We start from the raw sequence: 13,810 nt of genomic DNA, 5'->3' as shown, positions 1-13,810 counted from the left end.
GAGCCTGCCGTCCACCTGACCGATAATCGCTTGCGTTATCAAACACCGGACGTAACGTTGAGTAAGGCTCCACCCATTCTTACGCGATGCACCACGCGTCGTGACAGCGGCAGGCCATTGAGCCTGCCGTTTTCTTTTGTTTCTCTTTCTGCCCACCACACCTTTCTTCTGCTGTCAGAGTCCGCTAGCATCCAGACAGTAAATCTTAAGGAAGCGTCTGCGTGAAAAAATGGCGTTTATTTCCCCGTTCTCTGCGTCAGCTGGTGTTGATGGCGTTTGTTCTGGTGCTGCTACCGTTGCTGGTACTGGCCTGGCAGGCGTGGGAAAGTCTCTCTGCGTTAAGTGAACAGGCCGCTGATACCAACCGCAACACCTTCACCGATGTGCGCAGAAGTGAGGCAATGGCACGAACGGCAGTAGAGCTTGAGCGCAGTTACCGTCAATATTGCGTGCTGGATGATGCCTCGCTGTCGCGTCTTTATCAGACGCAGTACACCCGCTACAGTCAGATGCTGAGTTCGCATAGCGCCAGTCTGCCTGAACTGCCCGCCTTTCAGACCTTGCAGGCCACTCTGCCGCTGCTGACGCCGCTGAAATGTGATAATGGCAATCCCATTACACCCGCCGCAGAGGCACTGGATCGCTTTTCTGCTACTAACGCGCAGATGGTGCAGGACACGCGCGAAGTGGTCTTTTCGCGTGGCTTACAACTGCAGCGTGAAATCGCCGATCGCGGCCAGTTTTTTGGCTGGCAGGCGCTGATTCTGTTTATCATCAGTCTCGCGCTGATGACGCTCTTTACCGGCATGATTATCGGGCCGGTCAAGCGCATTGAGCGGATGATCAACCGGCTTGGCGAAGGGCGTGAGCTGGGTAACAGCGTGATTTTTCGCGGCCCGCGCGAGTTACGCTCGCTGGGACAGCGCATCGTCTGGCTCAGCGAACGGCTTGCATGGCTGGAATCTCAGCGTCATGAGTTTCTGCGCCATCTTTCACACGAACTGAAAACGCCGCTGGCCAGCCTGCGTGAAGGCACTGAGTTGCTGGCGGATGAAGTCGCCGGATCGCTGAACGCCGACCAGAAAGAGGTGGTCACTATTCTCGACAGCAGCAGCCGCCATCTGCAGCGGCTGATTGAACAACTGCTCGATTACAATCGCAAACTGGCGGATGGCCCGATCCAGCTGGAACCGGTCAGCGTGGCAGCGATCGTGGAGGGCGTCGTCAATGCACATGCGCTCTCGGCGCGCGCCAAACTCATGCAGACGGTCGTTAATCTTGAGGTCAGCCACTGTCTTGCTGAACCGACGTTACTGATGCGGGTCATTGATAACCTCTACTCGAACGCCGTGAACTACGGCAGCGAATCCGGTACCATCTGGCTGCGCAGTCAGCAGCAGGGCGATCGGATCTGGATTGAGGTCGCGAATAGCGGCACGCCGATTCCGCCGGAAGAGCAGGCAATGATTTTCGAACCGTTCTTCCAGGGCAGCCAGCAGCGCAAAGGGCCGGTAAAAGGCAGCGGGCTGGGATTGAGTATTGCCAAAGATTGCCTGCGCCGGATGCATGGCGACCTGACGCTGGTCCCCTGTGAGCAGGCTGACGTCTGTTTTCGAATTGAACTGAACACCACTGCCGGGAAAGTCTGACTGATGAAATATTTACCCGCGTTGCTGTTAAGCACGCTGACGACGCTGCTCCTCAGCGGATGTACGACCTCCCCGGCCACCTCATCCCTGTCGTCAGGCCATCAGGTAGCGGAACCCGAGGTCAGCATTGCTGATTATCTGGCGACCCGCTGCAATGATCTCTGGCCGATAGAGAAGAGGGCCGCACTGGATAATCCCCTTTACTGGATGCGGGCGATCGATTGTGCTGAGCGCCTTTCTCCTGCAGAAGCCAGAGCCGAAGCCCATCGCTGGCCGGCAGAGAACTGGTCGCGCGCCTTTAAACAGGGCGTGCTGATGTCTAATGGCAACGTCACGCCAGTTGAGCGTCGTCGCTATGTGGAAACCCTGGATCGTTACAGCGCTGATTTCCCACAGTCTGTGCGCCCGCTGATTCAGTTGTGGCGCAGCAACCAGACCGCGCAGCTTGACCTCAGTGAGGCGCGCACCCGTTATGTCCATCTGCAACAGAGCAGCGATAGTCAGCTTGAGGCGATACGCCAGCAGATGGTTAAGCAACAGCAGCAGCTCAGTGACACGCAGCATAAGCTGGAGCGGCTGACTGACATTGAGCGGCAGCTCTCATCGCGTAAAGCCCCGGATGTTTCTGACAGCAGTCATGGTACAGCGCTGCCGCAGGATGAGGAGCAATGATGGTCAGACAAGCGGCAAAATTGCTGCTGGTGGATGACGATCCCAGTCTGCTGAAGCTGCTGGGCATGCGTCTTCGCAGCGAAGGGTATCAGGTCACCACTGCGGGCAGCGGACCCGAAGCGTTGCGTCTGTTGCAGAAAGAGAAGATTGAGCTGGTGATAAGCGATCTGCGAATGGATGAGATGGATGGGCTGGCGCTCTTTGGCGAGATCCAGAAGCGCCACACCGGTCTGCCGGTGATTATCCTGACGGCGCATGGTTCCATCCCGGACGCCGTTTCCGCCACGCAGCAGGGCGTATTCAGCTTCCTGACTAAACCGGTTGATCGGGACGCACTCTACAAAGCGATTGATGAGGCGCTGGCACAGCAGGCACCGGTCAGTGATGACCGCTGGCGCGAGGCGATCGTCACCCGCAGCCCGCTGATGCTAAAGCTGCTGGAGCAGGCGCATATGGTGGCGCAGTCGGATGTCAGCGTTCTGATTAATGGTCAGAGTGGCACCGGCAAAGAGATGCTGGCGCAGGCGATTCACGCCGCCAGCCCGCGTAACGGCAAGCCTTTTGTCGCCATTAACTGTGGCGCTTTGCCGGAGCAGCTGCTGGAATCAGAGCTGTTTGGTCACGCCAAAGGTGCTTTTACCGGTGCGGTCAGTGCGCGTGAGGGGTTATTTAAAGCGGCAGGCGGCGGTACGCTGTTCTTGGATGAGATTGGCGATATGCCGCAGCCGCTGCAGGTTAAGTTACTGCGGGTGTTGCAGGAGCGTAAGGTCAGACCGCTGGGCAGCGACCACGATAGTGAAATCGACGTGCGAATCATTTCAGCCACGCATCGCGATCTGCCGAAGGCGATGGAGAAGAAAGAGTTTCGTGAGGATCTCTTCTATCGTCTGAATGTGGTGAATCTGAAAATACCCGCGCTGCATCAGCGCACAGAAGATATCCCGCTGCTGGCCAATCATCTGCTGCGCCAGGCTGCGGAACGGCATAAACCGCAGATTCGCAGTTTTTCCGTTGATGCGATGAAGCGTCTGATGGCCGCGAGCTGGCCAGGCAACGTGCGCCAGCTGGTAAACGTCATTGAGCAGTGCGTGGCGCTGAGTTCATCACCGGTGATCAGTGATGCGCTGGTGGAGCAGGCGTTGAGCGGCGAGAACAGCGCCTTGCCGACCTTTGCGGAGGCGCGTAATCAGTTTGAGCTGAATTATCTGCGTAAGCTGTTGCAGATGACCAAAGGCAATGTGACCAACGCAGCACGTCTGGCTGGACGCAACCGCACGGAGTTCTATAAGCTGCTGTCTCGCCATGAACTGGATGCCAGTGATTTCAAAGAGTAGCGGAGGCTGCGACGTAATACCGGCAGGTTGCCTGCTCAGGCCCGAATCAGAATGGGTGCGGTCAGCATAATCTGACAGCGCTTGCGGCAACCTGAAGAATCCCGGATATTACCGCCCGACAGCGCCAGCAACATTTATACTTGATAAACCCTCTGACCATGGAGGGAGTGAAAAAGGGTCTGACATGAAAAAGATTGATGCGATTATCAAACCATTCAAGCTCGATGATGTTCGTGAAGCCTTAGCGGAAGTCGGCATCACCGGGATGACCGTGAGTGAAGTAAAGGGCTTTGGTCGCCAGAAAGGGCATACCGAGCTGTATCGCGGCGCAGAGTATATGGTCGATTTCTTACCTAAAGTGAAAATCGAGATGGTGGTGGGCGACGATATCGTTGATACCTGCGTCGAGACCATTATGCGCACCGCGCAGACCGGCAAAATCGGTGACGGTAAAATCTTTGTCTTCGACGTGGCGCGCGTGGTGCGTATCCGTACGGGTGAAGAGGATGAAGAGGCGATCTGATCGTCTTTTTATCAGCGATTAATCATTATAAAAAGGCCCGCGTTGCGGGCTTTTTTATACCTGGAAATCGGATGAGGTCTACTGTGAGATCAAGCCAGCTCAGAGAACCCGGTCAGATCGGAAAGACGCAAAACCCGCCATCCATGGCACGCTCGGCCCGGACGATTACGCACCTCATCCCTGAGGTGCGCCCGTAAACGGGCCAACGCGTTGCATTGTTCAAAAACGCTCCAGGCGTTTTTAGTACGCACCTCGTCCCTGAGGTGCGCCCGTTGCCGGGCCAACGCTTTGCGTTGTTCAAAAACGCTCCCGGCGTTTTTGTCCATGGCGCGGGACGCTTTCCTCTTCTGCCCGAGTTCCCTTCGCTTTGAAGCTGTCTGTTGCTGCCTGAACTTAGTAGCAGATTTACATCCCTTTGTGCGGGCCAAAGAGTTCGTAATGAATGCGTGCATCTGCCACGCGGGCATCGCGCAGTTGCGCCACCACATGCTGCATAAAGGGTAGCGGTCCACAGAGATAGAAGTGGGTATCGGATGACGCTAATCGTGCAGCCATTTTGCTGATATCCATCAGCCCCTGCGTGTCATAGCGACCGGTATCTTCAGCAGCGGGATCGCGATACCAGACCTCACTGATAAAATCGGCGAGCTGCGCGCCAGTGGCACCGACTTCCTCGCCAAACGCATGCTGTTTGCCGTTCTCTGCGGCGTGCAGCCAGCTGACCGGTGCGCGATGCTCGCTGGCTGCCAGTGAATGCAGCATCGCCAGCATCGGCGTCTGACCCACGCCCGCAGAGATAAGTGCGACTGGCGTGCCAGAATCGACCTCCAGGAAGAAGTCGCCGTGCGGTGCGGCGAGCATCAGCTCATCACCCACTTTGCCATGCTGATGCAGCCAGCCGGAGACCGTGCCCTGCGCTTCGCGTTTCACCGCAATACGATACGCTTTACCGTTGCTGAGATGCGTCAGTGAGTACTGACGAATCTGGTGATGCTCGAAGCTGGCAGGCTGCAGGTGTACTGTCAGATACTGACCCGGTTTAAAAGCGGCTACCGGGCCGCCATCCACCGGCGTGAAGGTAAAGCTTTTAATGACCTCGCTCTGCTGCTCAACTGCGCTGATGCGAAACGCGCGGGTGCCACGCCAGCCGCCGGTTTGCTGCGCTGTGGCCTGATAGATCTCTTCTTCCCGATTGATGAACACATCCGCCAGGATGCCATAGGCCTGGCCCCACGCAGCCAGCGCCTCGTCACCGGGATTCAGCAATTCTTTGATGGTCGCCAGCAGATTTTCACCGACGATGGCGTATTGGGCAGGCTGAATATTCAGGCTGGTGTGTTTCTGCGCGATTTTTTCTACCGCAGGCAGCAGCACGGCCAGATTCTCCAGATTCGCGCCATAGGCGCAGATAGCGTTGAACAACGCTTCGCGCTGATCGCCATTGCGCTGGTTATTCATATTGAAGACGTTTTTGAGTTCAGGGTGGTGCGACAGCATACGGTCATAGAAGTGTGCGGTAAGCTTTGGACCGCAGGCGGCTATGGCAGGCAGCGTCGATTTAACGGTGGCGATGGTGTGTGCATCAAGCATATCAATGGCCTCTTATTAAACATGTATTATAAATGCATGTTATAGCCGCCTTGCCTGTGGTGTAAATAACCCGGGAAACTTTCTGGCTCCCCATGTGGCAACTTTTTGGTGCATCAACAGACGCCGCCGTCACATCGTTGAGAAAAAATGTGACGGGTGAACAGGCTAAAAAGGTGTAAAAAAGCGCTGCCAGTCGCCAGCCAATCGTTTGCGTAAAAAGAGGCGGTTCACCCTACCTTCACCTGTTAAAACGGTTTACACTGTTGGCCTTCGCCCCTGAAGGGGGGTAAATACCGTCAGAAAGTTAGCTGAGTCAGGAGATCCGGATGTTAAAGCGTGATATGAACATTGCCGATTACGATGCCGAGTTGTGGCAGGCAATGGAGCAGGAGACAGTGCGTCAGGAAGAGCACATTGAACTGATTGCTTCTGAAAACTACACCAGCCCGCGTGTTATGCAGGCACAGGGTTCTCAGCTCACCAATAAATACGCTGAAGGCTATCCGGGCAAACGTTACTACGGCGGCTGTGAGTACGTTGATATCGTTGAGCAGCTGGCGATTGACCGCGCAAAAGCGCTGTTTGGTGCTGATTACGCTAACGTGCAGCCACACTCAGGTTCACAGGCTAACTTCGCTGTTTATACGGCGCTGCTTCAGCCGGGCGATACTATCCTCGGGATGAACCTGGCGCACGGTGGACACCTGACTCACGGCTCACCGGTTAACCTGTCTGGCAAACTCTATAACGTGGTTGCTTACGGTATCGATGAGACCGGAAAAATCAATTACGACGAGCTGGCTGAACTGGCGAAAACCCACAAGCCAAAAATGATCGTTGGCGGCTTCTCAGCTTACTCTGGCGTCTGCGACTGGGCGAAAATGCGTGAAATCGCGGATAGCGTGGGTGCCTGGCTGTTTGTCGATATGGCCCACGTTGCCGGCCTGATTGCCGCAGACGTTTATCCAAGCCCGATTCCCCATGCGCACGTCGTGACCTCCACCACCCACAAAACGCTGGCGGGTCCGCGCGGTGGTATCATTCTGGCTAAAAACGGCGACGAAGATTTCTACAAGAAACTGAACTCTGCTGTCTTCCCGGGCGGCCAGGGCGGTCCTCTGATGCACGTTATCGCGGGTAAAGCGGTTGCCTTCAAAGAGGCGATGGAGCCGGAGTTCAAAACCTATCAGCAGCAGGTGGCAAAAAATGCCAAAGCGATGGTTGAAGTGCTGATTGAGCGTGGCTATGACATCGTTTCCGGTGGCACCTATAACCATCTTTTCCTGATCGATCTGGTGAGCAAAAACCTGACCGGTAAAGAAGCGGATGCCGCGCTGGGCCGTGCCAACATCACGGTTAACAAGAACAGCGTACCGAACGACCCGAAAAGCCCGTTTGTGACGTCGGGTATCCGTATCGGTACACCTGCCGTTACGCGTCGTGGCTTCAACGAAGCAGACGTGCGTGAGCTGGCTGGCTGGATCGCTGATGTACTGGATAACGTCAATGACGAAGCCACCATTGAGCGCACCAAAAAGAAAGTGCTGGATATCTGCAGCCGTCTGCCGGTCTATGCTTAATCGCTAACCTGTTGTAAGACAGCACAAAAAGGATGGCAATTGCCATCCTTTTTTATTGCCTGCTCCGCAGTGCTCTGCCAGAGTAACGCCTGTTTATGCTGCCTGGCAGCAAACTTACTGGAGGGAATATGGCAATCGGCTCCGCCAGATGGCTCGGATTGGGCTACTTCACTTACTTCTTCTGTTACGGCATCTATCTGCCATTCTGGGGCGTGTGGCTGAAAGGCACCGGCCTGGATGCTGAAAAGATTGGCCTGCTGCTCGGATGTGGCATGGTCGCGCGCTTTGTCGGCAGTCTGCTTATCGCTTCTCAGGTCAAAAATCCATCACGGTTGATTACGGCGCTGCGCCTGCTGGCGCTGATGACCTGTCTGTTCGCCGCCGGTTTCTGGGTGGGCGAGCAGTGGATGTGGCTGCTTACCGTGATGATTGGCTTTAACCTCTTTTTCTCACCGCTGGTTCCCCTCAGCGATGCGCTGGCCGCCACCTGGACACAGCAGATTGGGCTGGCATACGGGCCGGTCAGGCTGTGGGGCTCGCTGGCCTTTGTCATCAGCTCGGCGTTAACCGGCGTGCTGGTCAGCGCCTGGTCCTCAAACGCAATTCTGATGCTGTTATCCATTGGCGTCATTTCTATGCTGGCGGGCATGATGCTGACACCCGTCACACAACCGCAGGGCCATGAGCGACAGGGCCCTGCGGGCGGTGGATGGCAGGAGTGGCGGGCGTTACTGCGCGAGAATGCGGTATGGCGATTCATGCTCTGCGTGACACTGCTGCAGGGCGCACACGCCGCCTATTATGGCTTCAGTGCTATCTGGTGGCAGGAGAGCGGCTATTCCGCCTCGACGGTGGGCTATCTCTGGTCGCTGGGCGTGGTGGCAGAGATTGTCGTCTTTGCCATGAGCAACCGGCTGTTCCGCCGCTGGAGCGCGCGCGATCTGCTGCTGCTTTCGGGCATCTGCGCGCTAATTCGCTGGGGGCTGATGGGGGCGACAACGGCGCTGCCGCTGCTGATTGTGGCGCAAATTCTCCACTGTGGCAGCTTCACCGTCTGCCATCTGGCAGCGATGCGCTTTATCGCGGCGCGTCAGGGGGCGGAAGTCATCCGACTGCAATCGCTCTATTCCGCGCTGGCGATGGGCGGTGGCATTGCGATAATGACCATGATCTGCGGCGTGCTGTTCGCCCATCTGCAGGGGCATCTGTTCTGGGTGATGGCACTGGTGGCACTGCCCGCGCTGTTTCTGCGGCCCGGCTACGACTCCAGTAAATAACGAATACGCTGCTGATGGTGTAACGTCAGCGGCAGTTCCGCATGCACCAGCGGCGGAGAGTAGAGTGGCAACGAGGTCGGGTAGGGCGAAATGATGATGTCGACATCACGTGGCGCGCCCTCCCGCTGAAACAGTTTCACGTCCTGATAGGTAATATTAATTGGCAGCAGCGTGATCTCACGAATCTGCTGTTCTACATCCTGTTCCAGATCGGCGTCGTCGCCGGTCAGGATCAGCACCTGCTTCTCCTGCAGCGCACTCTCCTGCATCAGCCAGGCGCCGAAAATAATGGTAATTAAACTCACCTCTTCCGGTGTAAAAGCGATGCGGTAGTGCTGCTCAAAAGCCTGCAGCGCCTGCTGAGTGGTGCGAAGCAGACGCGGATAGAGGCGGCTGACATCCAGTGCCACGCTATTGTCGATACCGATATTGAAATGGGTGCGATCCAGCGCCTGCGCCAGATGCGGATAGAGCTGGTGCAGCAGTTCATTGCGGTCAGCAAAGGTAATCCCGGCACAGGCTTCAAAATCATCAATCAGCTGCTGAGTCGCCTTCATTAACTGCTGTTCAGCAGGATGCGCAACCGCGTCCACGACCGGCGTATGTATCTGGCTGAACAGCAGCGTCCAGAAATCCGCTTCGCTGACGGGCGGGGCAATGTGACAGCGTTTGCGCCAGTGGTAAATCACATCCTCAGCGGCCTGCCGCTCAGGCTTCTGCTGCAGCCAGAGACATTGCGCCTCACTGAACAGCACCGGCTGACGCTGGCACAAGCCATACTTCATGAATATCTGCAGAAACAGCCGGTCACGTTCGCTGAAGTCACGCTTCAGGCGCAGGCTACAGTGCTGAATCAGTGCCTGTAAATTGGTCTCATCCCACAGCGCTTTCTCAATCTTCATGACTTTCAGGCGCTGACGCAGAGGCGCGGCAAAATGTTCGCAGACGAAGTCCTGCGATAAACGCAGACTGCGTCGCAGGTTATGCAGCAGACAGAGGCGCCGATCCAGCTCAGTTCCATGAAGACGAAAGCTGCCATCTACCATCTGATGCAATTCCAGCTGGTGATATCGCTGTATCTCATGGCCCACATCCGCGATATCCTGTCGGGCAACGTCAGGATCGACGCCATTCAGCTGGCAGACTTTTTCAAGCGTAAGCAAAGGTGTCGGCAGAAACAGCAGCAATAAAAGATGGCACTGACGCTGTGAACGGGAGAAGAGTGGTGCCAAAGGGGTAGCAGAACTCATCAATCAGATTTCCAGCAGGCTATTTTGAGCTAAGAATAGTCAACCCGTTCAGCGCCTGCGCGGTTTACGCGGTTTATTTGCCAGAGGTTTAAGGCGGGTCACAAAATTTTGTTACTTATAGATTCTTTTCGTCGGGAACGTTACTTTATAACATTATGAAACGCGCACTCTTTGCTCTGTTAATGGTATTAAGTCCGGCTGTGCTGGCACACCCTCACAGCTTCATTGATATGAAAACGGAACTGGTGGTGAAGGATGACACCTTTACCGGGTTGAAGATGACCTGGACCATGGATGAGATTACCTCCGCTGATCTGCTGTATGACGCGGGCGACGCGAAACCTGGCACTGTAGTGTGGAAAAAGCTGGCAGCGGGTGTGATGGCAAACGTGCTGGGCCAGCACTACTTCTCAGAAATCTGGCACAACCAACAGCGGGTAAAGTTTTTGAATCTGCCAACGGAATATAACCTTTCGCGAAACGGCCACAAAGCGGTGCTGGAATTTATTCTGCCGCTGGCGGAACCCCCGAAGCTGACCGGACAGCGCTTTGAGATCCTGACTTTTGATCCCACCTATTTCGTCGATATGTTTTACGACAATCCCGGTGCTTTAACGCTGCCGCCTGCACTGCAGACGCGTTGCCGGTTTATCCTCAATACGCCCAAACCCAACGACTCGCTGAAACAGTATGCGCTGTCGCTGGACAAAGCTGATGCCCCGGCTGAAGAGATGGATTTAGGCCGCCAGTTCGCACAAACGGTGGTACTGACATGTCAATAATCTCCACGCCTTCCAGGGCCACCCGACTCTGGCCACTCTGGCTGATAGCAGGACTCTTCTCTGGCGGCGCACTGCTGGTCTGGCTTTACTGGTCGCAGATTCTGCTTCAGAGTGTATTGTGGCAGAAAGATTTGCACCGGCAGATGACTCAGCTGTTACAGCAGGTCGCGGAGCAGCCACACCAGGCAGGCATATCGCTGGTGATATTCAGCCTGCTTTATGGCGTGCTGCACGCGCTGGGACCGGGCCACGGAAAAGTGGTGATCGCGACCTTTCTGGCGACCCATCCGAGCCGCGTCAGAACCAGTATCAGGCTGACGCTGCTTGCCTCACTGCTGCAGGGATCGGTCGCGATTGTGCTGGTCACGGTGATGCTGGTGCTGCTGAAAACCTCATCGCGCCAGCTGCATCTCAGCAGTTTCTGGCTGGAAAAGGGCAGTTATCTGCTGGTGATCGGGCTGGGTGTGATGATCGGGTATCGGGCGCTGCGTGCGCTGTGGCTGGCGTTGCGCCCACGACCCGCTCCGGTATTTCGTGCTTTCCAGCCGCCGCATCAGCATGACGAGCATTGCGGATGCGGCCACGCACATCTGCCGACGCCGCAGCAGATGAATGGCAACGTCAGCTGGAAAACTCAGATGCTGGTGGTGGTGTCGATGGGCTTACGTCCCTGTTCCGGCGCGATTATGATGCTGCTGTTCGCCAAAGTGATTGGTGTTTATGGCTGGGGCATTCTCTCTGCTGCGGTAATGGCACTGGGCACGGCCCTGACTATTTCCGCAATTGGTTTGCTGGTACAACAGGCGCGCTCGGTAGCACAACGACTGGCGCAGCCTGGTGCTGGTGCTGGCATCACGCGACTTCTGATTCCCATCCTGGCTTTGACTGGTAGCCTGATATTAATCGTAGTGGGTATTGCATTATGGCAGTCTGCCAGGTTAACGCTGGGCGGCGGAATTCGACCTTTCTGACTAAAAGCGCAGCGGGAATAAAATTTCCGCTGTTATCTTTACCTCGCTAATTATCTGAGGCTTCATCACTTTAATTTTTTATCTGAGTAGTTCAGTGGTGAAATCACTATTCCCTGACTACGCTGTTAATACCAAAACGGCATTCCGCCGTCGGCATGATAAAAGATCAAGACAGCTTTCTGTTTATTGCGAGGAGTATATTTCATGGCTGATACCCGTATTAATAATGGCTACACCGAAACGCTGGCGACCGGACCTGCAGGATTACCGTTAAAACGTATTTCCTGGAGCGCCGTTTTTGCCGGTGTTATTTGTGCCTTAATCGTTCATATCATTCTGACATTGCTGGGAACAGCCATTGGTGCCACCACCATTGATCCGATGAAAGAACAGAATCCTCTCGACGGCCTGGGTACTGGCGCACTGGTCTGGACAGCCATTGAAATGCTGGTTGCGATGGCGGCAGGGAGTTATGTTGCCGGGCGACTGGCTCAGCGCGAAGGGGCCCTGCACGGTTTATTGATGTTTGGCCTTAGCACAATTTTCACTATTTACCTGGCTATTGCACTGGCGACCAGTGTATTAGGCGGCGCGATGAATATTGTGGGTTCAGGTTTCCAGGCACTTGGTAGTGGTATTTCCGCGGCAGCGCCTTCGGTTACTCAAATGGCAAAACAAAAGCTGCAGGAGAATAATATTAATTTAGATAACCTGCAGAACGAACTGGAAACGACATTACGCCAGACAGGCAAGCCGGAATTACAACCCGAGAATTTGAAGCAGGACGCAAATAAAGAAGCGCAGAATGCAGAAAACCAGGCTAGCAACACCGCGAATCATCCGCAGACAGCTGATACTGATCTGACTAACTGGGTAAAAGGTGTGATGGATCGTCATTCAGATACTCTGCAGGCAGCCGACCGTGATGCGCTGAAAAATATTATTAAAGCGCGTACCGGTAAAAGCGATCAGGAAGTGGATCAGATTGTCGCTAAAACTGAGCAGAACTATCAGCAGGCCGTTCAGAAATACCAGGAACTGAAACAGCAGGCTGAACAGAAAGCGCGTGAAGCCGGTGAGAAAGCCGCGGCTGCAACCGCTAAAGCAAGCTGGTATGCACTGATTCTGCTGATCATCGAAGCCGTACTGGCCGGTGTGATGGGTATGGTCGGTCGTCGTACACAGCCTCGTCAGGTGCTGGCACACGAACGTCGTTAATCATCACTGAATAACAGGCAATAAAAAAGGCGGCTGATAGCCGCCTTTTTCTGTACTGAACCTTAGCGTTTTAACGCTTCGCTCAGCTCATCACGCATATTCGACAGCATCGATTTCACGACACGTGGGTTACCCGCGACCAGGTTACCTGACAGCAGATAGCCGTGGTTACCGGTGAAGTCAGTGACCAGACCGCCCGCTTCACGCACCAGCAGTTCGCCCGCGGCAAAATCCCATGGCTTCAGGCCAATCTCAAAATAGCCATCGACGCGACCGGCAGCGACATAAGCCAGATCCAGCGCAGCAGAACCGGTGCGACGGAAATCAGCACACTGAGTAAAGAGTTTGGTCATGATGTTCATGTAAGCAGGCGCATGCTGCTTCATTTTGAACGGGAAGCCGGTTGCCAGAACGGTGCCATCCAGATCGCGTGCCGTGCTGCCACGCAGACGGTAGCCATTCAGCTGCGCGCCCTGACCACGTGAAGAGGTGAACAGTTCATTGCGCATAGGATCGTAAACAACGGCGACTTCAGTGCGGCCTTTGATGCGCACAGCGATCGAAACAGCAAAGTGAGGTAAGCGTTTGATGAAGTTAGAGGTGCCATCCAGCGGATCGATAACCCATTGAACATCCTGATCTTCGCCCGCCAGCTCACCGCTTTCTTCAGTGATGATGGTGTGTTTCGGGTAAGATTTACGAATAATTTCGATAATCAGGCGTTCTGCTTCGCGGTCAACATTCGTTACGAAGTCGTTGCTGCCTTTCTGGCTGGCTTCGACGGCGTCCGGGGTTTCATAATATTTGGCAATTAAATTTCCGGCCTTGCGCGCTGCGCGCACGGCAATGTTGAGCATTGGATGCATCGGTATCTCTCGCTGGATGTTAAAGAACGGGGAAAACGGCGCGGAGTATAGCAGTGTGTTCGGTAAATGTCCTGCTTTATGTTAATATTCGCCCTACT

The 13,810-nt window shown here is 55.1% G+C and carries 12 protein-coding genes; 9 read left to right on the top strand and 3 right to left on the bottom strand.

Translation table 11 applies throughout. The features are described 5' to 3' along the window. Positions 1–221: 221 nt before the first annotated feature. The 4 genes from AC6I77_RS14340 to glnB all read left to right on the top strand — a co-directional run bounded on the left by AC6I77_RS14340 (position 222) and on the right by glnB (position 4,178). Positions 222–1,649 carry a sensor histidine kinase gene (locus AC6I77_RS14340; protein WP_003848629.1) on the top strand — a complete coding sequence of 476 codons (1,428 nt, stop codon included), beginning with the start codon at positions 222–224 and terminating at the stop codon, positions 1,647–1,649. A 3-nt stretch (positions 1,650–1,652) separates the two neighbouring features. Continuing rightward, positions 1,653–2,321 carry a two-component system QseEF-associated lipoprotein QseG gene (gene qseG / locus AC6I77_RS14335; RefSeq protein ID WP_003848631.1) on the top strand — a complete coding sequence of 223 codons (669 nt, stop codon included), beginning with the start codon at positions 1,653–1,655 and terminating at the stop codon, positions 2,319–2,321. Further along, complete coding sequence (gene glrR, locus AC6I77_RS14330; protein WP_003848633.1) at positions 2,321–3,655, top strand: two-component system response regulator GlrR; 1,335 nt, start codon at positions 2,321–2,323, stop codon at positions 3,653–3,655. Before qseG ends, glrR begins: the two co-directional genes overlap by 1 nt. Before the next feature lie 184 nt (positions 3,656–3,839). Then, on the top strand, positions 3,840–4,178 hold the full coding sequence (gene glnB, locus AC6I77_RS14325; protein WP_003848647.1) for a nitrogen regulatory protein P-II: 339 nt from the start codon (positions 3,840–3,842) through the stop codon (positions 4,176–4,178). 405 nt (positions 4,179–4,583) lie between these two features. On the opposite strand, the gene hmpA is transcribed toward glnB, so the two are convergent. Next, positions 4,584–5,768: an NO-inducible flavohemoprotein gene (gene hmpA, locus AC6I77_RS14320; protein ID WP_497817069.1), complete on the bottom strand. Its 1,185-nt coding sequence runs from the start codon at positions 5,766–5,768 to the stop codon at positions 4,584–4,586. Between the two features lie 326 nt (positions 5,769–6,094). On the opposite strand from hmpA, the gene glyA reads away from it, so the two are divergent. Continuing rightward, positions 6,095–7,348, top strand: coding sequence for a serine hydroxymethyltransferase (glyA, locus tag AC6I77_RS14315; RefSeq protein ID WP_003848651.1), 1,254 nt, complete (start codon positions 6,095–6,097; stop codon positions 7,346–7,348). A gap of 128 nt (positions 7,349–7,476) precedes the next feature. Further along, positions 7,477–8,625 carry a 3-phenylpropionate MFS transporter gene (locus tag AC6I77_RS14310; RefSeq protein ID WP_003848653.1) on the top strand — a complete coding sequence of 383 codons (1,149 nt, stop codon included), beginning with the start codon at positions 7,477–7,479 and terminating at the stop codon, positions 8,623–8,625. On the opposite strand, the gene csiE is transcribed toward AC6I77_RS14310, so the two are convergent. Next, positions 8,607–9,875 carry a stationary phase inducible protein CsiE gene (gene csiE / locus AC6I77_RS14305; RefSeq protein WP_312543865.1) on the bottom strand — a complete coding sequence of 423 codons (1,269 nt, stop codon included), beginning with the start codon at positions 9,873–9,875 and terminating at the stop codon, positions 8,607–8,609. The genes AC6I77_RS14310 and csiE overlap by 19 nt on opposite strands. 155 nt (positions 9,876–10,030) lie before the next feature. Here csiE and AC6I77_RS14300 point away from each other — a divergent pair, with 155 nt between their 5' ends. From AC6I77_RS14300 to AC6I77_RS14290, 3 genes are all read left to right on the top strand, one after another. Next, entirely contained in the window at positions 10,031–10,657 is a 627-nt protein-coding gene (locus tag AC6I77_RS14300) for a DUF1007 family protein (RefSeq protein WP_497817068.1), read from the top strand. After that, positions 10,648–11,628 (top strand): nickel/cobalt transporter, encoded by a 981-nt coding sequence (locus AC6I77_RS14295; RefSeq protein ID WP_497817067.1) that lies wholly within the window; start codon positions 10,648–10,650, stop codon positions 11,626–11,628. Before AC6I77_RS14300 ends, AC6I77_RS14295 begins: the two co-directional genes overlap by 10 nt. A gap of 204 nt (positions 11,629–11,832) precedes the next feature. Further along, positions 11,833–12,846, top strand: a complete 1,014-nt coding sequence (locus AC6I77_RS14290; RefSeq protein ID WP_008926710.1) for a TIGR04086 family membrane protein — start codon at positions 11,833–11,835, stop codon at positions 12,844–12,846. 62 nt (positions 12,847–12,908) lie between these two features. Here AC6I77_RS14290 and suhB read toward each other — a convergent pair whose 3' ends face one another. Beyond that, the gene (gene suhB, locus AC6I77_RS14285) at positions 12,909–13,712 is read right to left on the bottom strand and encodes an inositol-1-monophosphatase (RefSeq protein WP_008926709.1); all 804 of its coding nucleotides are present in this window, start codon (positions 13,710–13,712) and stop codon (positions 12,909–12,911) included. Between the last annotated feature and the right edge of the window lie 98 nt (positions 13,713–13,810).

The organism is Pantoea sp. X-Soil-ISGK-259 (genome assembly GCF_059730705.1).
This window is presented reverse-complemented; position numbering and strand designations above follow the sequence as displayed.

Coding starts and splice junctions, on each gene's coding strand:
- qseG (WP_003848631.1), top strand. CDS start 1,653: ATGAAATATTTACCCGCGTTGCTGTTAAGCACGCTGACGACGCTGCTC.
- glrR (WP_003848633.1), top strand. CDS start 2,321: ATGGTCAGACAAGCGGCAAAATTGCTGCTGGTGGATGACGATCCCAGT.
- glnB (WP_003848647.1), top strand. CDS start 3,840: ATGAAAAAGATTGATGCGATTATCAAACCATTCAAGCTCGATGATGTT.
- hmpA (WP_497817069.1), bottom strand. CDS start 5,768: ATGCTTGATGCACACACCATCGCCACCGTTAAATCGACGCTGCCTGCC.
- glyA (WP_003848651.1), top strand. CDS start 6,095: ATGTTAAAGCGTGATATGAACATTGCCGATTACGATGCCGAGTTGTGG.
- AC6I77_RS14310 (WP_003848653.1), top strand. CDS start 7,477: ATGGCAATCGGCTCCGCCAGATGGCTCGGATTGGGCTACTTCACTTAC.
- csiE (WP_312543865.1), bottom strand. CDS start 9,875: ATGAGTTCTGCTACCCCTTTGGCACCACTCTTCTCCCGTTCACAGCGT.
- AC6I77_RS14300 (WP_497817068.1), top strand. CDS start 10,031: ATGAAACGCGCACTCTTTGCTCTGTTAATGGTATTAAGTCCGGCTGTG.
- AC6I77_RS14295 (WP_497817067.1), top strand. CDS start 10,648: ATGTCAATAATCTCCACGCCTTCCAGGGCCACCCGACTCTGGCCACTC.
- AC6I77_RS14290 (WP_008926710.1), top strand. CDS start 11,833: ATGGCTGATACCCGTATTAATAATGGCTACACCGAAACGCTGGCGACC.
- suhB (WP_008926709.1), bottom strand. CDS start 13,712: ATGCATCCAATGCTCAACATTGCCGTGCGCGCAGCGCGCAAGGCCGGA.